Raw genomic sequence first — 25,719 nt, 5'->3', positions numbered from 1 at the left:
CATGCACCTGAGCGTCGATCTCCTCCGCACCCCCGACGGGCGCCTGGAGGGCACCGTGATCACCGAGACCGGCCGGGAGCAGGCGTTCTCCGGCACGCTCGACCTGTTGCGGGTCCTCGAGGACCTGCAGGCCGAGGCCGTGCAGGACGAGCGGTGAAGCCCGCGACGCCGCGGCTCGCCGCCGTGATGGGTCTCGTCTTCGCGGGCCTGTTCGTCGCGGCCCTCGTGGTGGTCGACGGCGTGCCGCACCTCGGCGCCCCCGACGAGGCGTACGGGACGTTCTACGACGGGGCCGGCAACACCGTCGTCACCGCCGTGGCGCTCTACCTCGTGCCGCTGGCCGGGATCGCGTTCCTCTGGTTCGTCGTCGCCCTGCGCTCCGTGCTCGACACGCTGGCACCGGCCCCCTCGGCCATGGCGAACGGCCTCAACCTGCTCTCCGGGGTGCTGTTCGTCGCCCTGCTCTTCGCGGGCACCGCCGCCCTCGCGACGCCGGTGTTCGTGACGACCCTCGGCGGCGGCCCGCCGCTGGCCCCGGAAGCCGCCCGTGCTCTGTCCGGGCTCGGCTACGGCCTGGTGTTCGTGTTCTCCGTGCGCGGTGCCGGCATGTTCGCGCTGACCACGACGACGCTCCTGCGCAGCGCGGGCGTCATGCCCCGCGGCGTGGCGATCGCCGGCTACGTGCTCGCGACCTGGCTGCTGATCACCGCGACCGACCACCCCGCGAGCCTGCTCGTCCTCCCGGCCTGGGTGCTGCTCGTCGCCGTCGTGCTCCTGCGCCACGACCGCGCGGTCCGCAGTGCACCCGAGTCCCCCGCCGTCGCCGCCCCGCGCTGACCCTCCAGGAGCGAGCCATGACCACCCCCACCTCGAGCGCCGCGGCCCCGTCCCGGACCGTCGCCGACATCCCCGGGCCCAAGGGTGTGCCGCTGCTGGGCAACGTCCGCGACGTCCACCCGGCGACGCTGATCCAGGACCTGATGGCGCTCACCCGGCAGTACGGGCCGATCTACGCGGTGAGCTCGCCGTCGGGGACCCGCTACGTCGTCTCGGGCCTCGAGATGGTGGACGACCTCTGCGACGACAGCCGCTTCGACAAGCTCGTCGGGCTGAGCCAGCGGGAGTTCCGCAAGACCCACAAGAGCGCGGGCCTCTTCACGGCCGACACCGAGGACCCGCTCTGGAAGTCGGCGCACGACATCCTGCTGCCCAGCTTCTCGACGTGGGCGATGAAGGGCTACGTCGACCCGATGATCGACATCGCCGAACAGCTGTGCCTGAAGTGGGAGCGCGCCAACCCCGACGAGGACATCGACGTCGCCGCCGACATGACGCGGCTGACCCTCGACACCATCGCGCTCTGCGGCTTCGGCTACCGGTTCAACTCGTTCTACCGCGACACCCAGCACCCGTTCGTCGAGGCCATGATGGGCGCGCTGCACGAGACGCAGCACCGCCAGCAGGTGCCCCCGGCGTTGCTGCCGTTGCGGCGCGGGGCCCAGCGCAAGCTGATGGCCGACGCGAAGTACATGGACGACACGGTCCAGCGGATCCTCGACGAGCGGAAGGCGTCCGGGGACCCCGGGAACGACCTGCTCGGGCACATGCTCGTCGGCACCGACAAGCAGGGGAACGCCCTGCCCGACCACAACATCGTCGCCCAGTGCGTCACGTTCCTCGTCGCCGGCCACGAGACCACCAGCGGGCTGCTCTCGTTCGCCATCGCGTACCTGCTCAAACACCCCGAGGTGGTGGCGAAGGCCCAGGAGGAGATCGACCGGGTGTTCGGCACCGATCCCTCGGTGGCGCCGACCGTGTCGCAGATCCAGCAGCTCGGCTACATCCGGCAGATCCTCGACGAGACGCTGCGCCTGTGGCCGACCGCGCCCGCGTTCACGCGCCAGGCCCGCGAGACCACCACGGTGGGCGGCTGGGGCCCGTTCGACCCCGGGCAGTCGATCATCGCGCTGACACCGATGCTGCACCGGCTCCCCGGGGTCTGGGGTGACGACGCCGAGGACTTCAACCCCGAGCACTTCGCGCCGGAGCGCCGCGACGCCCTGCCGCCCAACGCCTTCCGGCCCTTCGGCTCGGGCCAGCGCGCCTGCATCGGGCGCCAGTTCGCCATGCAGGAGGCGACGCTGGTGCTGGCGATGGTCATGCACCGCTTCGAGCTCGTCGACCACGCGGACTACCAGCTCGAGATCAAGGAGTCGCTCACCCTGAAGCCGGAGGGGCTGACCATCCGGGTGCGCCCGCGGTCGGGCCGCACCTGGGGGACCGGCGGGTCCCGGCCGGCGCCGGCGGCGGTCGCCGAGCCGCGCAGCGCCTCACTGCCGGTGGCGGCGGCCGACCGGCACGGCACGCCGCTGCTCGTGCTGTTCGGTTCCAACCTCGGCGCCGCCGAGGACCTCGCCACCCGCATCGCCCGCAACGCGGGCGACCGCGGCTACACCGCGCGCACCGCCGCGCTCGACGAGACCGTCGGCGAGCTGCCGAGCGAGGGCGCCGTGGTCGTCGTGACGTCGTCGTACAACGGGGAGCCGCCCGACAACGCGGGCAAGTTCTGCGCCTGGCTGGACGGCTCGGGGTCCTCGGCCACGGGCGTGAAGTACACGGTCTTCGGGTGCGGCAACCGCGACTGGGCCGCGACGTACCAGGCCGTGCCGATGCGCGTCGACCGCGGACTCGAGGCCCGGGGAGCCACCCGCGTGTACCCGCGCGGCGAGGGTGACGCCCGCGGCGACTTCGACGCGCAGTTCGAGGACTGGTACGCGGGGCTCTGGGACGGCCTCGGCGCCGCCCTGGGCCTGGACGCCTCGACGACGGCGACGGCCGACGGCGGACCGCGCCTGTCCGTGACGCTCGAGCAGCGGCGCACCGCGAGCCCGGTGCTGCAGTCCTACCGGGGCCAGGCGGCCACGGTGCGCGTGAACCGCGAGCTCACCGCCCGCGCCGGTACACCCGGCGGCCGCTCGGTGCGGCACCTCGAGATCGCGCTGCCCGCCGGCGCGACCTACGCGACCGGTGACCACCTCGGGGTGCTGCCCCGCAACCCGATCGGGCTGGTCAACCGCGTCATCGCCCGCTTCGGGCTCGACGGGGGCCAGTTCGTGACGCTCACCGCGAACGGCAGCGCGCCGACCCACCTGCCCGTCGGCGAGCCCTACCCGCTGCTCGGCATCCTCGTGGGCTGCGTGGAGCTGCAGGACGTCGCGAGCCGCGCGGGCCTCACCGCAATGGCCGCGGCGATGCCCGAGGGTCCGGCGCGCGACGAGCTCGCGGGTCTGGCGGCGAGCGACCACGAGGCGAAGGCGCGCTACCGGGAGCAGATCGCCAAGCCCCGGCGCACGCTGGTCGAGCTGCTCGAGGCCCACCCGGAGTGCGACCTGCCGTTCGCGACGTTCCTCGACCTGCTGCCCCCGTTGCGCCCGCGGTTCTACTCGATCTCGTCGTCGCCGCAGACGGCGTCGGAGGTCGCGCTGACCGTCGGGGTGCTCGAGGGCCCGGCGCGCGCGGGTGACGGGGCGACGTTCCGGGGCGTGTGCTCAGGGCACCTGGGCGACGTCCCCGAGGGCGGCACCGTGTTCACCTTCGTCCGCTCGCCGAGCATCAGCTTCCGGCCGCCGGAGAACCCGCACGTCCCGATGATCATGGTGGGGGCGGGGACGGGGATGGCCCCGTTCCGCGGGTTCCTCCAGGAGCGCGAGTCGCTCCGGGCGCGCGGCGTCCCGATCGCGCGCTCGCTGCTGTTCCTCGGCTGCCGCGACCCCGAGGACGACCTGCTCTACGCCGACGAGCTCGCGGCCCACGAGAAGGCGGGCGTGGCCACGCTGTTCCCGGCGTACTCGCGGGTGCCGGGCTCGCCGTACCGCTACGTCCAGCACGCGCTCGAGGGCGCCGCCGACGAGGTGTGGGCGGCGATGCAGGAGGACGCCGTCGTCTACGTGTGCGGCAACGCCTCGACCATGGCGCCGGGGGTGCGCGCGGCGCTGGTCGCGGTGTTCCGTGCGAAGACCGGCGCGGGCGCGGCCGACGGCGAGGCCTGGCTCGCGGGCCTGCGGGCGTCGAGCCGCTACCTCGAGGACATCTGGGGCGAGACCGCGGTGGTGTAGGCGGCGGGGCGTGCCCTACGTGCCCTTCACGTTCACGATCTGGCGCAGGGTGTGGCGCACCTCGACGAGGTCAGCGGCGTCGGCCATGACCACGTCGACGTCCTTGTACGCCCCGGGGATCTCGTCCAGGAACGCCTCGGTGTCCCGGAACTCGATCCCGGCCATGGCCTCCCGCAGCTGGTCGTGCGTGAAGGTCTTCCGGGCCGCGGTCCGCGAGTACGCCCGGCCCGCCCCGTGGGGCGAGCTGTGCAGCGACTCGGGCTCGCCCTTGCCGGCCACCACGTACGACGCGGTGCCCATCGACCCCGGGATCAGGCCGGCCCGGCCCGCCGAGGCGTCGATGGCGCCCTTCCGGGAGACCCAGACCTGCTCGCCGAAGTGCTCCTCGGACTCGGTGTAGTTGTGGTGACAGGAGATCCGCTCCTGCTCGACCACCTCGGTGCCGACGAACTCCGAGGTCTGCCGCACCACCCGGTCCATCATCTCCTCGCGGTTGAGCAGGGCGTAGTGCTGGGCCCACCGCAGCTCGCGGATGTAGGTCCAGAACTCCTCGGTGTCCTCGGTGAGGTAGGCGAGGTCCGGGTCGGGCAGGTCGACGCCGGCGCAGGCCTCGCGCGCCACGGCCGTGTGCCGCTGGGCGATCTTGTTGCCCACGCCCCGGGATCCGGAGTGCAGGAACAGCCACACCCGGTCGGCCTCGTCGACGGTGACCTCGATGAAGTGGTTGCCGCTGCCCAGCGTGCCGAGCTGCGCCTCCCACCCCAACTTGACCCGCGACGGGTCGAACCCGGCCTCCTCGGCGAGGTGCGTGAGCTCCTCGACCCGCGGCACCGAGGTCGCCACGACCTTCCGGTTGTGGTGCCCGGCCCCGAGCGGGATCGCCCGCTCGATCGACTCCCGCAGCGGCGCGAGCGATCCCTTCGCGCGCAGCTCCCCGACGTCGAACTGCGTCCGGACCGCCGCCATCCCGCAGCCGATGTCGACGCCCACGGCCGCCGGCATGATCGCCCGCAGGGTCGGGATCACCGACCCGACGGTCGCACCCCGGCCGAGGTGCGCGTCGGGCATGAGCGCGACGTGCGGGTGGATGAACGGCATCGCCGCGGTCCGCTCGGCCTGCTCCCGCGTGCGCGCGTCGAGGATCGACGCCCAGTTGACCAAACGCTCGCTGACCTTCTGCACTGTGCTGTCTCCTCTCCGCGGCTCGGGTGCCTCGGACGGGACAGGACGCTAACCGGGAGATCGGGTCGGGCGCCGCCGGATTCCCGGGGCTTCCGTTCCGGAGCTCACGCCACCCCGAGTTCCGCGGACATCGCGGCGGTGGCCTCCAGCAGCGCCACGGTCACGTCGCGCAGGACGTCCTCCGACGCCGCGCGCTCGGGCAGGGCCAGGGCGACGACGAGCGGGAGGGAGTCGCCGGTGGTGAGCACCGGCGCGGCCACCGAGGCGATGCCGGGGATGACACCGCCCGAGGTCCGGGCGTAGCCGAGGCGCCGGACCTCCTCGACGACGGCGTCGACCTCGCGCGCCGAGCCGGCGCCGGTGTCGGCCTCCTGGGCGCGCAGCACGGGCTCCGTGAGCGAGCGGGGCAGGTGGGCGAGGTAGACCCGGCCCACCGACGACGTCAGCATCGGCATCGTCGCCCCGACGCGCACGGTGATCGGGAGGGCGTAGGCGCCGTAGTCCCAGCGCACGATGACCGGCCCGTGGTCGCCCCACACCGCCAGGTTGACGGCGTGGCCCGTGCGGTCGCGCAGGCCCGGGATGTACTGCGAGACCAGCCCGACCTCGTCCATGCGCCGCAGCGACTCGGCGCCGAGGCGCCGCAGCGCCGGACCCATGTCGTAGAGCCCGGAGCTGCGCGACTGCGCCACCATCCCCGCACGCCCCAGGCTCACGAGGTAGCGGTGCGCCTTGCTCGCGCCCATCCCGCTGGCGTGCGCGATCTGCGTGAGGCTCATCGGCCCGCCGCCGCGCTCGAGGGCGTCCAGCACCGTCATCGCGATCTCGACCGACTGGATGCCCTGACGGGAGGCGCCCGTCGCGCCCTGCGGTTCGGGCTCGTCGTCCTGCGCGCCGGCGGGGGCCACGCCGAGGAGCGTAGTCACGGTCTCAGGCGGTGACCCGGGCCGAGTCCGGCGCCGCCGCGCGGGACCGGATCGCGGGGACCGCGAGCGCCAGCAGCGCCCCGACGATCCCGGGCACGGCGAACAGGTAGAAGTTCCACGCCACGCCGAGCCCGGAGGACAGGATCGCCGCGCCGATGAGAGGGCCGGCGATCGCGCCGAGGCGCCCGATCGACAGCGCCCAGCCGATCGCCCGCCCGCGCAGCTCCGGCGGGTGGTGGCCGACGATGTAGGCGTTGGTGAGCACCTGCGAGCCGATGAGCCCGAGCCCGCCGACGAACATGAGCAGGAACAGCACGCCGAGCGCGGGGCGGGCGCTCATCACCAGCAGGCTCGCGGCGCCGGCGAGGAACGCGACGGCGACGACGGGCTTGATGCCGACGCGGTCGGCGATGCGTCCGCCGAGCACCATGCCGACACCGGCGCCGACCCACAGGGCCGCGGTCTGCAGCAGCGACGAGCCGAGCGAGTAGCCGGCGGTCTGCATGATCGTCGGGAGCCAGGTGCTGATGCCGAACACGAGCAGGAGGCCGCAGAACGACATCGCCCAGAACAGCAGCGTCGCGCCCCGCACCCCGGGGGCGAGCAGCGGGCGCAGGCCCAGGAGGTCGCCCCGGGCGACGGCGCCGCCCGACTCCTCGTGCACCGGGCTCTCGGGGAGCATCCGGATCGCGAGCGGGAGCAGCACGATCGCCGGGGCGGCGCCGATGACGTAGATCCAGCGCCAGCTCCCGCCGGTCAGGAGGGCGGCGCCCAGCAGCGGGGCGAGCAGGGCGCCCGCGGCGTACCCGGACATCATGATGCCGACGTTGCGGGCCCGGCGTTCCGGTGCGGAGAGGTCGGCGACGTAGGCCGTCACCGTCGGGAGCACGATGCCGAGCCCGACGCCGACGGCGAGGCGGGCCGCCCCGAACAGGGCGAAGGTCGGCGCGATCGCGCACACGAGCATGCCCAGGGAGAACAGGCCCGCGCCGCCGATCAGCAGCCGCCGGCTGCCGGCCCGGCGGATGGTGGCCGCGCAGATCGCGGCCCCGAGCAGCATGCCGATGGCCACCAGCGAGCCGACGGTGCCGGCGGCGGCCTTGTCGGCGCCGAAGCCGCGGTCGGCGAGCAGGGACGGGACGGTCACGCCGTAGCAGGCGAGGTCGTAGCCCTCGAGCGCGGCGAAGCCGGCCGAGAGGACCAGGACGAGGCGCTCGGTGGCGCGTGCGGGTGGGGCGGTCATCGAGGGGCTCCTGGCGTCGTCGGCGAGGGTGGGTGCTGGCTGGTGGCTGGTCAGTGCTGGAGGGCCGGGCTGGGCGCGCCGAGCGCCGCGACGAGCTCGCGGGCCAGGGCGTCGGTGGTGTCGGCGTCGGTCGCGGTGCCGAAGACGTAGAGGTCGGGACGGACGGCGGCCGCGACGACCCCGAGGGACGCGAGCCAGGCGAGGTGGGTGCCGTCGGTGTCCAGGAGGCCGTCGGTCAGGGGTGTCCCGGCCGGGTGCAGCGCGACGACACGGACCCCCGCGGCGGCGAGGACCGCGGCGGTGTCGTCGTCGAGGGTGACGCTGCGGGCGTCGAGCAGCAGGTGGGCGCCGTGCCCGACGACCTGGTCGAGCCGGTCGCGCACCGTGCCGTCGTCGACGACGCCCTGCACCGCGAGCTCCCCGCGCCCGGGCCCCGACGCCGTCGCCAGCAGGCCGTCGACCAGCCCGGGAAAGCGGATGGTGTCGGGCTTCTGGTTCGCCGCCCGGCGTCCGAGGAGGACGCGGTCGCGCTCGGCGGCGCGCTCCGGGTCGCGCACCGTCTGCTGGCGTCCGAGCTCGATGCCCTTCTCGATCACCGCGCGGACGTGGGGCTCGCGCTCCTGCTGGTAGGTGTCGAGGACGTCGTCGGCGAGCCGGCCCCGCAGGACGGCGTCGAGCTTGAAGGCGATGTTCTGGGCGTCACGGATCCCCGAGCACATGCCCTGCCCGAGGAACGGCGGCATCTGGTGCGCGGCGTCGCCGGCGAGCAGGACGCGCCCGACCCGCCACCGGTCGGTGACCAGGGAGCGGAACGTGTAGGTGGCGACGCGGATGAGCTCGGCGTCGTCGCGGGAGAGCCAGCGGGTGGTGCGCGCCCACACCTTCTCGGGGTCGCGCTCGACGTCGAAGTCCTCGACCGAGTCGAGCATGTAGCTGAAGCGGTGGTGCGCCGGGCCGAGCGAGATGATCGAGGTGGGGCCGGCCGGGTCGCCGACCTGCCGCGCGGTGGGCACGGAGTGCGCCGCGGCGGCGTCGCGGAAGCGGAAGTCGCACACCATCCACGGCTCGGAGAACCCGTAGTCCTCCATCGCCAGCCCGAGCGCCGAGCGCACGAAGCTGTTGCCGCCGTCGCAGGCGATGACCCAGCGGGCCCGGACCCGGTGCGGCTCCCGGCCGCCGACCCGGAGCTCGACGTGGTCGCCGTGGTCGGCCAGACCCGTGACCGGGCTGTCGAACCGGACGTCGACGCCGGCGCCGCGGGCGCGCCGGTCGAGGGCGTCCTCCAGCTCGGGCTGGTACATCATGTACCACTCCGCCCAGCCGGAGCGCCCGGTCGCGGCGAAGTCGTGCTCGATGAGCAGCTCGCCCGCGGCATTGCGCCACTCGTAGTTCCGCTGCACGTGCAGCTTCGGCAGCAGCTCCTCCGCGACGCCGAGACGCGCCAGCGTCCGCATCGTCTCGTCGTCGAAGATCGCCGCCCGGGGCAGGTTGTAGAGCCCGGCGTAGCGCTCCAGCACGACGACGTGGTGCCCGGCGGCGCCCAGCAGCGCGGCCGTCGCCATCCCCACGGGGCCGTAGCCCACGACGGCCACGTCCACGGTCTCGGAGTCGAGGGTCGAGCTCCGCTGCGCTCCGTCTCCGGCGCTCTCGATCATGCGTGCTCCTCCTGTGAGGTTTGACACCGACGAACGGTAGGATTCATCATTGAGGAAGTCAATGCGCGATGGTGAATCACAGGAGCGGGGTCAGGATGCGGACGATCGGGCTGGAAGAGCACTTCGTCACCGAGGAGCTCGCCGGGTACGGCGCGGGCACGGCGACGATTGCGGAACCCCACGTGTGGGCGGAGATGTCGCGCCGGCTGCTCGACCTCACCGGGGCGCGGCTCGAGCGCATGGACGCCGCCGGGCTCGACGTGCAGGTGCTCTCGCTGAACTCGCCGGGCCTGCAGGCCGAGCCGGACGCCGCGACCGCGGTCTCGCGCGCCTCGGCCGTCAACGACCTGCTCGCAGCGACGATCGAGGCCCACCCGACGCGGTTCGCGGGCTTCGCCGCGTTGCCGCTGCAGGACCCGCAGGCCGCGGCGAAGGAGCTCGAGCGCTCGGTGACGCAGCTCGGTCTGCGCGGGGCGCTGGTCAACGCCCACACCCGGGGCCGCTACCTCGACGACCCCGAGCTGCGCGTCGTCTGGGAGTACGCGGCGGGCCTCGACGTCCCGCTCTACCTGCACCCGGCCAACGGCGTCGACGCGGCGGACGTGCTCTCCGGGCACCCCGAGCTCATCGGCCCGATGTGGAGCTGGGGCACCGACACCGCGTCGCACGCCCTGCGCCTGGTCTTCTCGGGCGTGTTCGACGACTTCCCCGAGGCGAAGCTGCTCCTCGGGCACATGGGCGAGGCCCTGCCGTTCGTGCTCTGGCGCCTGGACTCCCGCTGGGACTTCCACGCCCACCACGGCATCGAACTGGCCCGCGGGCGCCCCTCGGAGTACCTGCGGCACAACCTCTACATCACGACCAGCGGCGTCTGCTCCGCCGCGCCGCTGCTCTGCTCGCTGCTCGCGCTGGGGTCCGACCACATCCTCTTCGGCACCGACTACCCCTTCGAGGAGATGGACGTCGCCACCGAGTTCCTGCGCACCGCCCCGATCAGCGAGGCCGACCGCGCCAAGATCGCGCACGGCAACGCCGAGCGGCTGCTGCGCCTGTGAGCACGGGTCTCACGGACGAGGTGCTCGCGAGCTTCGCCTCCACGCCCGACAAGCGTCTGCGCACGATCCTCGAGCGCGTCGTCGTGCACCTCCACGAGCTCGTGCGCGAGGTGGAGCCCACGGTGGCCGAGTGGGAGACCGCGATCGGCCTCCTCGCCGACGTCGGCGCGATGTGCGACGACACCCGCCAGGAGTTCATCCTGCTCTCCGACGTGCTCGGGGTGTCGTCGCTGGTGGAGACGCTCAACGGTCCCGCGGTCGACTCCGGGGGCACCGAGAGCACCGTCCTCGGCCCGTTCCACATGACGTCGTCCCCGGCACGCGCGCTCGGGGACAGCATCGACGACGTCGGCGGTGGCCGGCGCGCGCTGGTCACCGGCCGCGTGGTCGACCCGTCCGGGCGGCCCGTGCCCGGCGCGGAGATCGACGTCTGGCAGTGCGCCGAGGACGGCTCCTACGACGTCCAGCAACCGGACGTGCAGCCGGCGGGCAACGGGCGCGGGCTCTTCCACGCCGACGACGAGGGTCGGTTCCGGTTCCGGACCGTCGTCCCGGGCCACTACCCGATCCCCACCGACGGGCCCGTCGGCGCGCTGTTGAGCACCACCCGGCGCCACCCCTACCGGCCCGCGCACGTGCACCTGCTCGTCTCGTCGCCGGGGTTCGGGGCGCTGACGACGCACCTGTTCGTGGCGGGGAGCCCGTACCTCGAGCAGGACGCGGTGTTCGCGGTGAAGTCCGACCTGGTCGTGGAGTTCGGGAACGTCGACGAGGACGCCGAGGGCCTCGACCGGCCCTACCGGCACGCCGATGTCGAGGTCGTCCTGGTCCCCGCCTCCTCGGCCGCGGTCGACGTAGGTTGACCGGCATGCGCTTCGTCCACGACGCCCTGCCGATGCGCGTGGTCTTCGGCCCCGGCCGTCTCGCCGAGCTGGGCGAGGAGCTGGAGCGCCTCGGGTTGACCAGGGTGCTGGTGCTCGGCACGCCCGAGCAGGAGGCGACGCTGCGCGCGGCCGCCGACGGGCTCGGCGGCCGGGCCACCGGGGTCTTCGCGGAGGCCCGCCAGCACGTGCCCGTCGAGGTGGCCGCCGCGGCCGCCGACCGTGCCCGCGAGCTGGGCGCCGACGGCTGCGTCACGATCGGGGGCGGGTCGTCGGTGGGCCTGGGCAAGGCCGTGGCGCTGCGCCACGGGCTGCCGGTCGTCGCCGTGCCCACCACGTACGCCGGATCGGAGATGACCCCGGTGTGGGGTGTCACCGAGGACGGGGTCAAGCGCACCGGGCGGGATCGCGCGGTGCTGCCGCGCTCGGTCGTCTACGACCCCGAGCTGACGCGCACCCTGCCGGTCGGTCTGTCGGTGACCAGCGGGCTCAACGCCGTCGCCCACGCCGTCGAGGGGCTGTGGGCGCCGGACGGCACGCCGATCACCGCGGTGATGGCCGAGGAGGGCGCGCGGGCGCTGCTGGCGGCGCTGCCGGTCATCGTCGAGACGCCCGACGACCTGGACGCGCGGTCCGGGGCGCTGCAGGGCGCGTGGCTCTGCGGGGCTGTGCTCGGTGCGACGACGATGTCGTTGCACCACAAGCTCTGCCACGTCCTGGGTGGCTCGTTCGACCTGCCGCACGCCGAGACCCACGCCGTCGTGCTCCCGCGCGTCGTCGCTCACAACGGCCCCGCCGCGCCGGCGGCGGTCGCCGCGCTGGGCCGGGCGCTGGGGGTGGGTCCCGACTCCGACACGGTGGCGAAGGGCCTGGCGAGCCGGGCGCGCGACCTCGGCGCCCCGACCTCGCTGGCGGCCCTCGGCATGCCCGCCGACGGGCTGCCCCGCGTCGTGGAGCAGGTGCTCGCCGCGCCCTACGCGAACCCCGCCCCGGTGACCCGGGAGAGCCTCACGGCGCTTCTCGAGGCGGCGTTCTAGAGGCGGCGTTCTCGAGGCGGCGGGCTCAGAGTCGGCTGCGCAGCGTCGCGACACCGGGTCCGTCGAGGTCGTCGAGGTGGGCGGCGCGCCCGGCCATGACCATGACGAGCGCCAGCGTCGGCCCGGTGACCAGGGGGCCGGCGCCGGCGGCGAACGGGCCGTCGGTGGCCTCGAGGCGCAGGCCCTCGCTCACCGTCTTCCCGGCGACCGTGAAGTCGCGGCTCGCGACGAACTCGGCGACCGTGGTGATCGTCTCCACCGGCGGGGTACGCACGAGCCCGAGCGGACGGCGGATGTCCTCGCCGTGGATGACGACCTCGCCGAGCCACGCCGCCTTCGGGCCCCACGTCGACGTCGTGCTGTCCCGCACCGCCCGGAAGCGGGCGAGGGTCTCGGCGGGCGTGGCGCCGCGGTGCTCGGCGAGGCGGCGGTCGTTGTGCAGGTCGAAGTCGAACCGCGCACCCAGGACGCTGCGCACCCAGCGCCACGGCCCGATGCTCGCGGCGGCGGTGAGGTGGGCGACGGTCTCCTCGACCGTCCACCGGTCGGACAGCGACGTCGTCGCCCACTGCGCGTCGGTGAGCCCGGCGAGGTCGTCGGCGAGCGCGGCACGCTCGACGTGGGTGGCGGCGTAGACGGTGCCGGTGTCGGCCACGGGCATGAGGATCCCTTCGTCGGCGGATGCGTCGGGAGGTGGACGGTCGCCGCGTCGCGAACTCATCGATGCTCCGCACGTGAGTGTCTTGGGTCGTCAGGACGACCCAGGACACTCACGTGGCCGAAGGCCATCGCGAGGTGGGCGTCGAGGGTGGAGACGGCGTGGTCGGCGGTGACGTGCCCGCCGAGCACGTGGACCGCCAGCCCCTCGACGAGGGAGAGCAGGCCGGTGGCGGCCTGCTCGGGGTCCAGGGCGCCGTGTCCCTCCGACCGGATCTGCTCCGCGATCATGGCGCGCATCCCCCGGGTGTCCTCGCGCAGACGGGTCGCCACGGCGGGGCGGCTCGCGGCGTAGGCGTGGAAGGCGATCGCGACCCGGCCCTCGAGCACGCGGTCGTCGTCGACCGGCAGGAGCTGGACGAGCAGGGCGCGCACGAGTGCCCCTGGCCCGTCGTGCGTGGTCGGGTCGGCCTCGAGACGGGCCTGGACACGGGCGGAGACGACGTCCAACGCGAAGACCATCATCTCGTCCTTGGTGCGGAAGTAGTGCTGCACCATCCCCGCGGTGACCCCGGCCTCGGCCGCGACGTGGCGCAGGCTCACGTCCATCAGCCCGCGGGTGGCGGCGACGCGGAGCAGGGCGTCGGCGAGCAGCGTCCGGCGCTCGTGGGGGTCGACCTGCTTCGGCACGCCGCCACCTTGTCACATTGCACTTGTATCGTCATTCTTCACGTTGCACCCGCAACGTCGAGGAGGAGTCGTGGAGCAGACGCTGCCGCTCGAACGCCCGGACCCGGTGGGACCGCCGGCGTACGACCGGACGGCCGGGCCGGTGACCCGTGTCGTCCGCGCCGACGGGCGCCGCGCGTGGCTCGTCACGTCCTACGACCTGGTCGCGGCCGGGCTCGCCGACCGACGCCTCGGGCTCGTGCCGCCCGGCATCCCCGTCGACGAGCGGGCGTCGTTGTTCCAGGACGGGCCGGCCCACGCCCGCCTGCGCCGCCTCGTCGCCCGGGCGTTCACCCCGCGCCGGATCGCCGAGCTGGCGCCCCGGGTCACCGCGCTCGCCGAGGCCCACGTCGCGGCGCTCGTGGACGCCGACGGCCCGGTCGACCTGGTCGACGTGCTGTCGACGCCCCTGGCCGTCGGGAGCCTCGGGCTGCTGCTCGGGGTCGACCTGGCTGAGTACCCCGAGTTCCGGGGCCTGGTCGAGGACGCCCTGCGCGCCGATCCGATGGCCGCCGCGGGCGACCCGGCCCTGCTCGCCGAGGCGGAGCGGGCGTGGGGCGCGCTCACCACGTTCACCGCCGGGCTCGTCGCGGCCGCGCGCGAGGACCCCGGGAAGGATCTCCTCGGCGCCCTCGTCGCCGTGGACGACGCCGACGACGGGCGCCTCGGCGACGGCGAGCTGGTCGCCCTCGTCAGCGCGCTGCTGGCGGCCGGGGTGATCACGGTGCGGGGCGGGCTCGCGGTCGCCGTGGTGCACCTGCTGCGCACCGACGCCCTGGCCGGGCTCGCCGAGCGGGCCGACGTCGAAGGCCTCGTCGACGAGCTCGTCCGGCGCCTGGGCGTCGAGGTCTTCCCGCGCTGGGCCCAGGAGGACCTGGAGCTCGGCGGCGTCGCGGTCGCCGCGGGCGACGAGGTGCTCCTGCGGATCGAGGCGGCGAACCACGACCCGGCCCGCTTCGACGACCCCGAGGCGCTGTGCCCCGGGCGGCGCGGCCCGCACCTGGGCTTCGGGCGGGGCCCGCACCACTGTCTGGGTGCGGCGCTGGCACGGCTGGAGATCACCGCCGCGCTCACCGCGCTGTCCCGCCGCGCCCCCGGGCTCCGCCTGGCCGTCCCGCTCGAGGATGTGCCCTGGCACCGCGGCGAGGTGGACGCGGGACCTCTCGCGCTGATGCTCCGCACGTGAGGGAACCGGGTCGTCCGGACGACCCGAATCCCTCACGTGGCCGCAGGCCCTCGGACGAGCTCGGAGTCCCGCACCTTCTGGAAGCCGCGGGCCATCCGGCGCTTGGCGGGCGGGATGCGGTCGACCAGGCGCATCCCGGTGCGCTGGGCCAGCACCGAGAGCGGGCCGATCACCGGGCGCCGGGCGGTGCCGTTGTCGTTCATGAACTCCAGCGACTCGCGGACGGCGAGCGACGAGTACCGGCGCATGAGGTCCTCGTACTCGCCGACGGCCTCGAGGAGCCCGAGCTCCCCGTCCCGGACGCGCACGAGCCGGTCGCGCAGCTCGCGCGCGTCGCGCAGCGCGGTGTTGGCGCCCGCCCCGCGACCCGGGGTCATGGTGTGGATCGCGTCGCCGAGCATCGTCACGGTGCTCGGGGTCCACGCCGGCACCGGGTCGGCGGTGCGGATGCCCAGCGCGACCGCCGCGCCGGGGTCGGAGGTGGCGATCAGCTCGAGCCAGCGCGGGTCCCAGCCGGCGCTGAGCTCGCCGGCGAGGGTGACGAGGTCGGCGTCGGTGCGGTCGAGGACGTCGGGGGGCGCCAGCGAGCGGGACGTCGTGATCGCCCAGGACACGTGGTCGGTGGTGTTGTCGAAGCGCAGGCCGGGCCATTCCGTCAGCCCTTCGTCGTTCCGGCTGCCCCACGGCATTCGCATCACGTGCGTGATCCCGAACTGGCCGCGGCGGTCGAAGTACATGCCGAAGCCGTTCCGCACGGGTTCGGGCAGCAGGGTCTCCGTGCGCTCGGTGAGCAGGGTCTTGCCGCCGATCCCGACCAGGCCGGTCTCGGTGTGCGTCGCGTGCGGCAGGTACTGGCGCCGCACCGGCGAGCCCGCGCCGTCGGCGCCGACGAGCAGGTCGCCGGTGTCGGAGCTGCCGTCGTCGAAGTGCGCGGTCACGCGCCCGTCTGGGTGCTGGGAGTAGTGCGTGAAGCGGCGGTCGAACGTGATGACGTCCTCCATGCCCGTGAACAGCACCTGGCGCAGGGTCATCCGGCTGACGTTGTGCTCGCTGTCCTCGGGGTCGCCGCTGGTGTGCGGCAGGTCGTCGAACGACATCGTGAGCAGCGTCCGGTACCGCTCGGTGACCATCGCGAGCGTGTCGTAGGGCGCGGCCGTGGTGGCGACGAACGTCGCGAAGAGCGCCGGGTCGAGGCACGCCTTGAGCGCCCGCGCGCCGTTCGGCGAGATGCCGACGCGGTAGCCGTGCAGACCGCTCGTCCGGGTCCGGTCGCGCTCGTGCACGGCGACGTCGATGCCGGCGCGGCGCAGGCCGTGGGCGAGGCACATGCCGCCGGTCCCGCCGCCGATGATGATCACCTTCATGGTCGGTCCTCCCCGCCGGGATCCGCCCGGCGTGCGATGTCGGTCAGGGCGGCGCGGTCCCAGGTGAGGGCGCCGGAGCGGAGGTCGTCGAGCAGGGCGGCGATCCAGGCGACGTCGGTCTCGAGGTGCGCGATCGCGTACTCGGCCTCGACGACGACGATCCGCGGCAGGAAGTCGGGCGCCTTCTCGAGGTCGTGGCGCACCCGCTCGAGCTCGCCGCGCCGGTCGGACAGGCGCAGGGCCAGCGCGTCGGCGGCGACCTCGGGGTCGAGCAGTGGCAGGTAGGCCAGCGCGGCGGTGAACTCGGCGAACTCGTGGCGCGGTGCCGTGAGCATGTCGAGGGTCCAGGTGATCGCCAGCTCCCGGCCGGCGTCGGTGGCCGCGTAGACGGTGCGCTCGGGGCGCGTCGCCTCCCGCTCGGTGGCCCGGGCGACGAGCAGGTCGTCGCGCACGAGGCGGTCGATCGTCTTGTAGAGCTGCGAGCGCTGGCCGACGTTGACCACCTGGTCCTTGCCGCGCTCCCGCAGGAGCTGCTGCATCCGGTACGGGTGCATGGGCTCCTCGGCGGCGAGGGCGAGGACGGCGAGGGCGAGTCCGGAGCGCTGAGTCATGGTAGCGGGGACACTAGTGTCATTGACACTAAGACGGCAAGGGTCCGGTCGGCGGTGGCCGTCGGGCACGATGGGGACCGTGACCGGCAGTGGTGACCGACCCGTCCTCGTCGTCGACTACGGCGCTCAGTACGCGCAGCTCATCGCCCGGCGGGTGCGTGAGGCGCAGGTGTACTCGGAGGTCGTGCCGCACACGACGGCCGTCGACGACATGCTCGCCAAGGACCCGGCGGCGATCGTGCTCTCCGGCGGGCCCGCGAGCGTGTACGAGGAGGGGGCGCCGGCCGTCGACCCGGCGCTGTTCGACGCCGGGGTGCCGGTGTTCGGCATCTGCTACGGCTTCCAGCTCATGGCCGGCGCGCTCGGCGGGGTCGTCGAGCACACCGGCGCGCGGGAGTACGGGCGCACCGAGCTGTCGGTGACCGAGCCCGGGCGCCTGCACGACGACCTCCCCGACGCGCACCCGGTGTGGATGAGCCACGGCGACGGCGTGACCAAGGCGCCCGAGGGCTTCACGGTCACGGCGTCGTCGCCCGGCGCGCCGGTCGCGGCGTTCGAGGACGTGGCCCGCCGGTTCGCCGGCGTCCAGTACCACCCGGAGGTCGGGCACTCGCCGCACGGCCAGGAGGTGCTGCGGCGCTTCCTGCGCGACGTCGCCGGCGTCGACGCCGACTGGAACACCGCGAACATCATCGCCGAGACCGTCGACGCGATCCGCGCGCAGATCGGCCCCGACGGCCGCGCGGTCTGCGGCCTGAGCGGCGGCGTCGACTCCGCGGTGGCCGCGGCGCTGGTGCAGCGGGCGATCGGCGATCGCCTCACCTGCGTGTTCGTCGACCACGGCCTGCTCCGCGAGGGCGAGCGCGGCCAGGTCGAGCGCGACTTCGTCGCCGCCACGGGCGTCGACCTCGTCACCGTCGACGCGGCGGAGACGTTCCTGCGCGAGCTCGACGGCGTCGTCGACCCGGAGGAGAAGCGCAAGATCATCGGCCGGGAGTTCATCCGGTCCTTCGAGGGTGCGGCGCGCGAGGTGGCCGAGGGCAAGGGCGCGGACTTCCTGGTCCAGGGCACGCTCTACCCCGACGTCGTCGAGTCCGGCGGGGGTTCCGGCGCGGCCACCATCAAGTCGCACCACAACGTCGGTGGCCTGCCCGACGACCTGCAGTTCTCGCTGGTCGAGCCGCTGCGCGCGCTGTTCAAGGACGAGGTGCGCAAGGTCGGCGCCGAGCTGGGCCTGCCCGAGACGATCGTGCGCCGCCAGCCGTTCCCCGGCCCGGGGCTCGCGATCCGGATCATCGGATCCGTCGACGCCGAGCGGCTCGCCACCCTGCGCCGCGCCGACGCGATCGCCCGCGAGGAGCTGACGTCGGCGGGCCTCGACGAGGTGATCTGGCAGTGCCCGGTGGTGCTGCTCGCCGACGTCCGCTCGGTCGGCGTCCAGGGTGACGGACGCACGTACGGGCACCCGGTGGTGCTGCGTCCCGTCTCCAGCGAGGATGCGATGACCGCCGACTGGACCCGCCTGCCCTACGACGTGCTCGAACGCATCTCCACCCGGATCACCAACGAGTGCGCCGAGATCAACCGCGTGGTCCTGGACGTGACGAGCAAGCCGCCGGGGACGATTGAATGGGAGTGACCCACTAGTGGCCGAGACGATCTTCAGTGAGATGTCCCGGCTGGCGCTCGAGCACGACGCGATCAACCTCGGCCAGGGCTTCCCGGACACGCCGGGCCCGCACGAGGTCGTCGACGCCGCCGTCGCCGCCATGCACAAGGGGTGGAACCAGTACCCGCCGGCGGTCGGCATCGCCTCGCTGCGCACGGCGATCGCGGAGCACCAGCGCCGCTGGTACGGCCTCGACGTCGCGGCCGACGGCGGGGTCGTGGTGTGCTCGGGCGCGTCCGAGGCGCTCTCGTCGGCGATGACCGGGCTGTTGCGGCCGGGCGACGAGGTGATCGCGCTCGAGCCGTACTACGACCTCTACGGCGCGACGGCGGCGCTGCTCGGCGCGACGCTCGTGCCCGTCCGGATCCACGCGCCCCACTACGCGCTGGACGCCGACGCGCTGCGAGCGGCGGTGACCGGGCGGACGAAGATGATCGTGCTCAACACGCCGCACAACCCCACGGGCGCGGTGCTCTCGCGCGACGAGCTGCAGGCCGTCGCGGACGTCGCGATCGAGCACGACCTGATCGTGCTGTCGGACGAGGTCTACGAGCACCTCGTGTTCGACGACGACGTGCACGTCCCGATCGCCACGCTGCCCGGGATGTTCGAGCGCACGATCACCGTCGGCTCGGGCGGCAAGACGTTCTCGGTCACCGGCTGGAAGATCGGCTGGGCGACCGGGCCCGCCGACCTCGTGGCGACGGTGCTCGGGGTCAAGCAATGGTTCTCCTTCGCCGCCGGCACGCCGCTGCAGCACGGCATCGTCGCGGGGCTCGAGCTGCCCGACAGCCGGCTCGCGGCCCTGGGCGCCGACCTCGGACGCAAGCGTGACCTGCTGACCGACGGCCTGCGCGAGCTGGGCCTCGAGGTGTTCCACTCGAAGGCGACGTACTTCGTCACCGCCGACGTCGCGCCCCTCGGCGTCACCGACTCGCTCGAGTTCTGCCGCTCGCTGCCCGAGCGCGTCGGCGTCGCGGCCGTCCCGAACCAGGTCTTCCACGCCTCGCCCGAGGGCGTCGAGACCCAGGTCCGCTTCGCGTGCTGCAAGCGCGACGAGATCCTCGCCGATGCGCTGCTGAGGCTGCGCAAGCTCTGAGCTCCGTGTCAGCGGCGGACCGTCGCTGACGGTGAGCGTCCGTATTCTTCCGTCGATCACTCGCGGCTGGTCACCACGCCGGGCGCAGCGGCCCCGGGGTGACGACGCGGCGCAGCATCGCGTGCAGCGCGCCGAGCGACGCCCGGGGCAGCACCTCGTTCCAGCCGGCGACGACGTCGGCGGCCGCCGCCTCCGCCGCGCGGGTGCACGCCTCGCCCGCCTCGGTCAGCCGCAGCAACCGCGCACGGGCGTCGCGGGGATCGGGCTCGCGCACGACGTAGCCCCGGTCGACGAGCCCCGCGACGAGCTGGCTCGCGGCCTGCTTCGTCGTCCCCAGGTGCTCGGCGAGGTCGACGACCGTGGTGTCCGCCGCCGCGATGCGGGCGAACGCGAAGCCGTGGGCGGGGCGCAGGTCGTCGTACCCGCGGGCGGCCATGCCCTCCTGGATACCGTCGACCACCTCGGTGGCGGCGCGCAGCACGAGCATGGCCAGGTCGGTGGCAGCGCGGTCGTCCACGCCCGCACCTTGACACACCGGTCAAGCAGGCTGACCATGTGGTCAATCAACTTGACCAGACCGAGGAGTCCCGATGCCCGTCCTCCGCCCCGCCGACGCCGTCCGCCACGAGGTGCACGGCGCGTCCTTCCACGCCCTCGTCGCCCCGTCGCGCGGAAGTGCCGAGCTCTGCGCCTGGCGCCTGGAGGTGCCGCCGCACCAGGTCGGCGCGCCGCACCGCCCGAGCCGCGAGGAGGTGCTCCTGGTGCTCGACGGCGACCTGACCGTGGTCCTCGACGGCCACGCCGAGACGGTCGCCGCCGGCGACGTCGTCCTCGTCCCGGCCCGCGCCGAGCTGCGCGTCGACGGCGGGACGACGACGGCGTCGGTCTGGGTCACCACCTCGCCCGGTCTGGAGGCCGAGCTCGCCGACGGGTCGCGCCTCACGCCTCCCTGGGCGCAGTAGGCCGGCCGTCCTCGAACGACAGCTCGCCCTCCGGCACGTAGAGCCGCGGCGCCACCATCCCGCTCACCACGGTGATCAGCGCGATCCCCACCAGCAGGAGCCCCGGCGCCCACGAGCCGCCACCGGCCGCCGCGAGCACCGCGGTGGCGACGAGGGGGACGAAGCCGGACACGATCCCCGCGAGGTTGGCGGCGAGCGCGATGCCGCTGTAGCGCAGGCGCGCGGGGAAGAGCCGGGCGAGCAGGTCGCCGGAGACCGCGTACGGGATCGAGAGCATCGCGACCCCGAGCGTCACGCCGAGCACGACCGCGGTGGCGTTGCGGGTGTCGAGGAGCCAGAACATCGGCAGCGCGACGACGGCGGAGGCGACACCTCCGACCACCGTCACCCGCGCCGACCCGAAGCGTTCCGCGAGCCGTCCGCCCAGGACGAGCACGCCGATCTCCACCACGGCGGCGACGAGCGTCGCGCCCAGCGCCAGCGGCCGCGGCAGCCCGAGGTCGCCGGTGGCGTAGCTGATGACGAACGTGGTCGCGAGGTAGAAGCCGCCGACCCCGAGCAGCGCGGACCCCGCGCCGACGAGCAGGCCCGGCCACGCGCCGGTGATCACCTCGCGGACGGGGGCGGACGCGCGGGCGTCCTCGGCGAGCAGGCGGTCGAACAGCGGCGACTCCTCGACGCGCCGGCGCAGCCACAGGGCCACGGCGACCAGCGGGAACGCCGCGAGGAACGGGAGCCGCCAGCCCCAGGAGTCGAAGTCCTCGGGCGGCAGCAGCGCCACGAGCAGGAACGCGCCGGACGAGAGCAGCGTGCCGACGGGCGAGCCGATCTGGGGCATCGCCGCGTACCGCCCGCGCTTCTCCGGCGGCGCGTGCTCGACGGCGAGGGTGATCGCCCCGCCCCATTCCCCCCCGACCGCGACGCCCTGCAGCAGGCGCAGGAGGGTCAGCAGCACCGGCGCCGCGATGCCGATGTCGGCGAAGTCGGGCAGCACGCCGACGAGCCCGGTGACGATGCCGATCATGACCACGGTGATCAGCAGGCAGGCGCGCCGCCCGATGCGGTCGCCGAGGTGGCCGAAGATGATCCCGCCGAGCGGGCGCGCGGCGAACCCGACGGCGAAGGAGGCGAACGCGGCGAGGGTCGCGACCACGGCGTCGTCGGTGGCGAAGAACAGCCGGTTGAACACCAGGGACGCGGCGGTGCCGTAGAGGAAGAAGTCGTACCACTCCAGCGCGGTGCCGACGAAGGCGCCGACGGCGACGCGGCGGGCGTCGGCGGGGGTGGGGGCGGGTGCGGTGTCGCTCATGAGGGATCTCCGTCGGGCGGCAGCCCCAGGGCGCCCGCGCCGTGGGTGGCGCGTCCGCCGCGGAGGGTGGCGACGACCTCGATGTCGCCGATGCGGTCGGTGTCGACGCGGGTGATGTCCTCGCCGAGGACGACGAGGTCGGCGGCGAGGCCGGGCGCGAGCCGCCCGCGGACGTCCTCGTCACCGGCGACCCAGGCGGCGTCCACGGTGTAGGCGCGCAGCGCGGTCTCGACGTCGACGGCCTCGTCGGCGCCCAGCGTCCGGCCCGTCGCGGTGCGCCGCTGCACCATCGACTGCATCCCGCGCAGGGGGTGCCCGTCGGCGACGCACGGCCGGTCCGAGCTCGCCGGTACCCGCAGGCCGGCGTGCAGGAACGACGCGTGGCGGTAGAGCAGGTCGGCACGGTCGTCGCCGACGGCGGCGGCCATCGAGTCGCCGATCTCGTACAGGAACCGGGCCTGCGGGACCGGCGTGACGCCGAGGGCGGCCAGGCGCGCGAGGGCCGCGTCGTCGACGACCCCGGCGTGCTCGAGGCGGTGCCGGGGCGGGCGCGCGCCGGGCCAGGGCCGGTCGGCGGCCGCGGCGAAGGCGTCGAGCGCGGCGTCCACGGCCCGGTCGCCGATGGCGTGCGCGGCGACGGTCCAACCGCCGGCGACGGCCTCGACGAGGGCCTCGTGCAGGGCCTCGGGCTCGGCGCCGAGGTAGCCGGCGTGGTCGCGATCCGCGTAGGGCGCCCGCATCGCCGCGGTGCGCGAGCTCAGGGCCCCGTCGAAGAAGATCTTCGCGGGTCCGACGCGGAGCTCGCCGTCGCCGAGCCCCGGCCGCAGCCCGAGGTCGAGGCCCCGCCCGGCCCCACCGGGCGCGTCGTGCAGCACCGAGATCTCGGGCATGAGGTCGACCCGCACGGCGAGGTCCCCGCGATCGCGGGCGAGCTGGTAGGAGGCGAGCTCGCGCGGCGAGCGCCCGATCCACCCGCCGGCGATCCCGGCCTCGGTGACGTGGGTGAGGCCCTCCTGCGCGAAGACGGCGGTGGCCCGCGCGATCGCGTCGGCCAGGTCCGGCACGCCGTAGGGCCGCAGGAGGTCGCCGGCCAGCGCCTGCGCGGCCTCGAGCAGGACGCCGGTGGGGTCGCCGGTGTCGTCGCGGACGATGACGCCGCCGGCGGGGACGACGGCCTTCCCGTCCAGCACCCCGGCCCGCGCCAGGACCTCGGTGGACACCGCGCAGACGTGCGCGGAGCGGTGCTTGAGCCACACCGGCCGCCCTCCCCCGGCGCGGTCGAGCGCGCGCCGGTCCGGCGAGCCGCTCAGCGCGACGTCGTCGTAGCCGCTGCCGACGACGAACGCGTCGGGCGGGAGCTCGGCCGCCCGCGCCGCGACCGCGTCGTAGACGGCGTCGAGGTCGCGCAGGCCGCCGAGCGGGATCTCGGCGAGCGACTGCCCGAACCAGGCCGTGTGCTGGTGGGCGTCGTCGAACCCGGGCACCACCGTCGCGCCCCCGGCGCTCGCGACGCGGCGCGCGCGCACCCCGGCCGGGAGCTCGTCGTCCTCCAGCACGGCGACGACCCGGCCCTGGTGCACCGCGACGGCCCGCCCGCGGGGGACGGCGTCGTCGAGGGTGCGGACGTCGGCGTCGCGCACCAGCAGGTCGATCTCCAGGTCGCGGGCCACGGCTCTCCTCACGCCAGGTGGTGCAGGCGGGTCAGGGGCAGGTCGACGGCGTGGTGCAGCGGCACCTCGCGGCCGTCGACCCGGACCGGGGCCGGCTCGCTGGGGATCTCGACGTCCGGTGTCGCGGTGTTGAACAGCATGTCCGCGGCGCCGAGGCCCCGGCTGTCGGTGATCGCGGTGTAGCGCGGCCCGACCGGTAGGGCGGCCCGCTTGGCCGGGTCGTCGAGGCACGCGGCGGCGACGAACTGGTGGGACAGACGCGCGGGCGCACCTCCGCGAGCCCCGTGGAAGCCGCGCATCCGGCGGGGCTGACCGAGACGCGTCGAGCCCGACCCCGACCCGGCCGCACCCCAGGCGACGAACCCGGACTTGATCACCAGCTCGGGCACCGCCCCGAACCAGGCGGGCGACCACAGGACGATGTCGGCGACCCGGCCGGCCCGCAGCGAGCCGACGTGCCCGGCGAGCCCGTGCGCGACGGCCGGGTTGTGCGTGAGCTTGGCGAGGTAGCGCAGGACCCGCGCGTTGTTCGCGACGTCCGGCCCCGTCTCGCCGGCGAGGTGGGCCTGCACGTGGGCCAGCTGCCAGGTGCGGCGCACGGTCTCGCCGATCCGGCCCATGCCGAGCGCGTCCGAGTTGATGATCGAGATGGCGCCGTCGTCGTGCAGCCGGTTCTCCGCCGCGATGGCGTGCTCACGGATGCGGCTCGCGGCGATGGTCCGGTCGCTGGGCAGGTCGGGGTGCCCGCGGTGCACGGTCATCGTCATCGGGCCCAGCTCGCGGACGGTCGCCGCGGTGAGCGGGAGGGTGGGCGTGGTCGAGGAGGTCAGGACGGAGTCCCGGCCGACGACGCGCAGCAGATCGGGATGCCCACCGCCGCCCTCGACGTGGTACGCGTGCACGGTCCGCCCGCCCACGGCGTCGAGCGTGTCCTCCAGGAAGCCGGACTCGTTCAGCGTGTCGGTGTGCAGGGCGACGGGGAGGTCGGCCTGCTCGGCGACGCCCAGGCAGGTGTCGACGGCGTCCGGGCCCGCGCCCCAGTCCTCGTGGACCTTGAACCCGCCCGCCCCGGCGAGCACCGCCCGCTCCAGGAGCTCGGCCGAACCGGACGACCCGCGGGCGAGGAACGCGGCGTTGACCGGCGCGCCGGTCCAGGAGGCCATGAGCGTGTGCAGGTTGGGCGCGGGGTTGGCGCCGACGTCCCAGACGCCGCCGATGCCCATACCGACCAGCGTCGTCACCCCGGCCGACAGCGCGGCCGGGACGAGGTCGGCGTTGGAGAGGTGGACGTGGGAGTCCACGGCACCCGGCGTCGCGATCAGGCCCTCGCCCGGCACCATCGCGGTGTGGGCGTCGACGACGAGCTCGACGCCGTCCTGGACGTCCGGGTTGCCGGCACGGCCCACGCCGACGACGCGCCCCTCGGCGATGCCGATCGAGGTCTTGCGGATCCCGAGGACGGGGTCGAGCAGCAGGACGCCCAGCACGACCATGTCGAGGGCGCTGTCGCGGGGCGCGCGGTCGGTGACCAGCGCGCCCTGGCGGGCGGTCTTGCCGCAGCCGCCGAGCATCTCCTCGCCGGGCTCGGTGTCGTCGGCCTCCACCTCCACCCACAGGTCGGTGTCGCCGAGGCGCACGCGGTCGCCGGCCGTCGGGCCGTAGAGCCGGGCGTACTCGGTGCGGTCGAGGGAGCTCACCGGGCGGCACCTCCCAGTCGCACGGCCGTCGCCGCCCGCGTCGTCCCGGCCTCCACCCGCAGCGCCGTCCCGGCGGCGATGTCGAGGCGCAGGCGCGCGGGGTCGGCGCTGTCGTCGCTGTCGTCGACCTCGACGCGGAGCCGGCGGTTGAGCCGGTCGAGCGGGACGTGCGAGGTGACCCAGACCGGCTGGTCGCCCTCGTTGTGCAGGCGGACCCCGCAGCGGGCCCGGCCCGGGGCGAGCTCGACCGTCCCGGCGGCGGGGCGGACGGCGCCGGGCCCCTCGGCCGTCGGGGGCCCGAACGGCCGGTCGACGTGCACGAGGGTCGTGCCGTGCGGGAAGAGCGCCTCGACCTGCACCGACGGCACGGTCGTGGCGACGCCCTCGAGTACCTGGTCGGGCCCGACGATCTCGTGCGCCCGCCGGACGACCTCGTCGAGGTCGTGACCGTCCCAGGCCAGCTCGCAGACCTCGTCGCACACCAGCGCGACCGCCTCGGACGCCCCGAGCCGGGCACCCCGCGCGAGGCGGCGGCGTGCGAGCTCGGCCGCGCTGTGCAGCAGCACCCTCTCCTGCTCGCGGGGGGTGAGGTGCACGGCGTCTCTCCGGTGACGGTCTCGGGTGATGAGCGTTCGAGCGTGCCCGGATCGTCTCCCGCACGGAAGGCGTCCT

23 protein-coding genes are annotated in these 25,719 nt (G+C 74.5%); 10 read left to right on the top strand and 13 right to left on the bottom strand.

Annotated features, from left to right (window positions below; all coding sequences use genetic code 11):
• The first annotated feature begins 1 nt into the window (after position 1).
• Genes PH191_RS09215 through PH191_RS09205 form a run of 3 tightly spaced genes read left to right on the top strand, consistent with a single transcriptional unit; the run spans position 2 to position 4,115 of the window.
• A complete protein-coding gene (locus PH191_RS09215) occupies positions 2–157 on the top strand; it encodes a hypothetical protein (protein WP_274194315.1) in 156 nt (51 codons plus the stop codon).
• Positions 154–837 (top strand): hypothetical protein, encoded by a 684-nt coding sequence (locus tag PH191_RS09210; RefSeq protein ID WP_274194314.1) that lies wholly within the window; start codon positions 154–156, stop codon positions 835–837. Before PH191_RS09215 ends, PH191_RS09210 begins: the two co-directional genes overlap by 4 nt.
• 17 nt (positions 838–854) lie before the next feature.
• Positions 855–4,115, top strand: coding sequence for a bifunctional cytochrome P450/NADPH--P450 reductase (locus tag PH191_RS09205; protein ID WP_274194313.1), 3,261 nt, complete (start codon positions 855–857; stop codon positions 4,113–4,115).
• 15 nt (positions 4,116–4,130) lie between these two features.
• Here PH191_RS09205 and PH191_RS09200 read toward each other — a convergent pair whose 3' ends face one another.
• The 4 genes from PH191_RS09200 to PH191_RS09185 form a co-directional block, all read right to left on the bottom strand.
• A complete protein-coding gene (locus PH191_RS09200) occupies positions 4,131–5,297 on the bottom strand; it encodes an RtcB family protein (RefSeq protein ID WP_274194312.1) in 1,167 nt (388 codons plus the stop codon).
• Positions 5,298–5,401: 104 nt separating this feature from the next.
• The gene (locus tag PH191_RS09195) at positions 5,402–6,205 is read right to left on the bottom strand and encodes an IclR family transcriptional regulator (RefSeq protein WP_274194311.1); all 804 of its coding nucleotides are present in this window, start codon (positions 6,203–6,205) and stop codon (positions 5,402–5,404) included.
• A 22-nt stretch (positions 6,206–6,227) separates the two neighbouring features.
• A complete protein-coding gene (locus PH191_RS09190) occupies positions 6,228–7,466 on the bottom strand; it encodes an MFS transporter (protein WP_274194310.1) in 1,239 nt (412 codons plus the stop codon).
• Positions 7,467–7,516: 50 nt separating this feature from the next.
• A complete protein-coding gene (locus tag PH191_RS09185; protein WP_274194309.1) occupies positions 7,517–9,121 on the bottom strand; it encodes a bifunctional 3-(3-hydroxy-phenyl)propionate/3-hydroxycinnamic acid hydroxylase in 1,605 nt (534 codons plus the stop codon).
• A gap of 95 nt (positions 9,122–9,216) precedes the next feature.
• Between PH191_RS09185 and PH191_RS09180 the strand changes: the two genes are divergently transcribed.
• The 3 genes from PH191_RS09180 to PH191_RS09170 are packed head-to-tail and all read left to right on the top strand — an operon-like array spanning position 9,217 to position 12,094.
• Complete coding sequence (locus PH191_RS09180; protein WP_274194308.1) at positions 9,217–10,176, top strand: amidohydrolase family protein; 960 nt, start codon at positions 9,217–9,219, stop codon at positions 10,174–10,176.
• Entirely contained in the window at positions 10,173–11,039 is an 867-nt protein-coding gene (locus PH191_RS09175) for a dioxygenase family protein (protein WP_274194307.1), read from the top strand. The genes PH191_RS09180 and PH191_RS09175 overlap by 4 nt, the downstream gene beginning before the upstream one ends.
• A 5-nt stretch (positions 11,040–11,044) precedes the next feature.
• On the top strand, positions 11,045–12,094 hold the full coding sequence (locus tag PH191_RS09170; RefSeq protein ID WP_274194306.1) for a maleylacetate reductase: 1,050 nt from the start codon (positions 11,045–11,047) through the stop codon (positions 12,092–12,094).
• Between the two features lie 25 nt (positions 12,095–12,119).
• On the opposite strand, the gene PH191_RS09165 is transcribed toward PH191_RS09170, so the two are convergent.
• Both PH191_RS09165 and PH191_RS09160 read right to left on the bottom strand, forming a co-directional pair.
• Complete coding sequence (locus PH191_RS09165) at positions 12,120–12,755, bottom strand: maleylpyruvate isomerase family mycothiol-dependent enzyme (protein ID WP_420791772.1); 636 nt, start codon at positions 12,753–12,755, stop codon at positions 12,120–12,122.
• Between the two features lie 56 nt (positions 12,756–12,811).
• Positions 12,812–13,441, bottom strand: a complete 630-nt coding sequence (locus PH191_RS09160) for a TetR/AcrR family transcriptional regulator (protein WP_274194304.1) — start codon at positions 13,439–13,441, stop codon at positions 12,812–12,814.
• Positions 13,442–13,511: 70 nt separating this feature from the next.
• Between PH191_RS09160 and PH191_RS09155 the strand changes: the two genes are divergently transcribed.
• Positions 13,512–14,666, top strand: a complete 1,155-nt coding sequence (locus PH191_RS09155; protein WP_274194303.1) for a cytochrome P450 — start codon at positions 13,512–13,514, stop codon at positions 14,664–14,666.
• A 32-nt stretch (positions 14,667–14,698) separates the two neighbouring features.
• On the opposite strand, the gene PH191_RS09150 is transcribed toward PH191_RS09155, so the two are convergent.
• Both PH191_RS09150 and PH191_RS09145 read right to left on the bottom strand, forming a co-directional pair.
• Positions 14,699–16,030, bottom strand: a complete 1,332-nt coding sequence (locus tag PH191_RS09150) for an FAD-dependent oxidoreductase (protein ID WP_274194302.1) — start codon at positions 16,028–16,030, stop codon at positions 14,699–14,701.
• Positions 16,027–16,641 carry a PadR family transcriptional regulator gene (locus PH191_RS09145; protein WP_274194301.1) on the bottom strand — a complete coding sequence of 205 codons (615 nt, stop codon included), beginning with the start codon at positions 16,639–16,641 and terminating at the stop codon, positions 16,027–16,029. The genes PH191_RS09150 and PH191_RS09145 overlap by 4 nt, the downstream gene beginning before the upstream one ends.
• Positions 16,642–16,720: 79 nt before the next feature.
• Between PH191_RS09145 and guaA the strand changes: the two genes are divergently transcribed.
• A complete protein-coding gene (gene guaA / locus PH191_RS09140) occupies positions 16,721–18,280 on the top strand; it encodes a glutamine-hydrolyzing GMP synthase (RefSeq protein WP_420791771.1) in 1,560 nt (519 codons plus the stop codon).
• 7 nt (positions 18,281–18,287) lie between these two features.
• On the top strand, positions 18,288–19,409 hold the full coding sequence (locus tag PH191_RS09135; RefSeq protein ID WP_337994054.1) for an aminotransferase class I/II-fold pyridoxal phosphate-dependent enzyme: 1,122 nt from the start codon (positions 18,288–18,290) through the stop codon (positions 19,407–19,409).
• Positions 19,410–19,479: 70 nt separating this feature from the next.
• Here the strand turns inward: PH191_RS09135 and PH191_RS09130 are convergent, their stop codons facing one another.
• Complete coding sequence (locus PH191_RS09130; protein WP_274194299.1) at positions 19,480–19,926, bottom strand: MarR family winged helix-turn-helix transcriptional regulator; 447 nt, start codon at positions 19,924–19,926, stop codon at positions 19,480–19,482.
• 73 nt (positions 19,927–19,999) lie between these two features.
• On the opposite strand from PH191_RS09130, the gene PH191_RS09125 reads away from it, so the two are divergent.
• Complete coding sequence (locus PH191_RS09125; RefSeq protein ID WP_274194298.1) at positions 20,000–20,371, top strand: cupin domain-containing protein; 372 nt, start codon at positions 20,000–20,002, stop codon at positions 20,369–20,371.
• Here the strand turns inward: PH191_RS09125 and PH191_RS09120 are convergent.
• Genes PH191_RS09120 through ureA form a run of 4 tightly spaced genes read right to left on the bottom strand, consistent with a single transcriptional unit; the run spans position 20,349 to position 25,643 of the window.
• Positions 20,349–21,680, bottom strand: coding sequence for an MFS transporter (locus PH191_RS09120; RefSeq protein ID WP_274194297.1), 1,332 nt, complete (start codon positions 21,678–21,680; stop codon positions 20,349–20,351). The two genes, PH191_RS09125 and PH191_RS09120, sit on opposite strands and share 23 nt — an antisense overlap.
• Entirely contained in the window at positions 21,677–23,350 is a 1,674-nt protein-coding gene (locus PH191_RS09115) for an amidohydrolase (RefSeq protein ID WP_274194296.1), read from the bottom strand. The genes PH191_RS09120 and PH191_RS09115 overlap by 4 nt, the downstream gene beginning before the upstream one ends.
• An 8-nt stretch (positions 23,351–23,358) precedes the next feature.
• Positions 23,359–25,047: an urease subunit alpha gene (locus tag PH191_RS09110; protein WP_274194295.1), complete on the bottom strand. Its 1,689-nt coding sequence runs from the start codon at positions 25,045–25,047 to the stop codon at positions 23,359–23,361.
• Positions 25,044–25,643, bottom strand: coding sequence for an urease subunit gamma (gene ureA / locus PH191_RS09105; protein WP_274194294.1), 600 nt, complete (start codon positions 25,641–25,643; stop codon positions 25,044–25,046). Before ureA ends, PH191_RS09110 begins: the two co-directional genes overlap by 4 nt.
• Between the last annotated feature and the right edge of the window lie 76 nt (positions 25,644–25,719).

Origin of the sequence: Actinomycetospora callitridis (assembly GCF_028737265.1) — a bacterium.
GTDB lineage: Bacteria > Actinomycetota > Actinomycetes > Mycobacteriales > Pseudonocardiaceae > Actinomycetospora > Actinomycetospora callitridis.
Note: the sequence above shows the minus strand (reverse complement) of the source record. Positions and strands in the feature narration are given on the sequence as shown.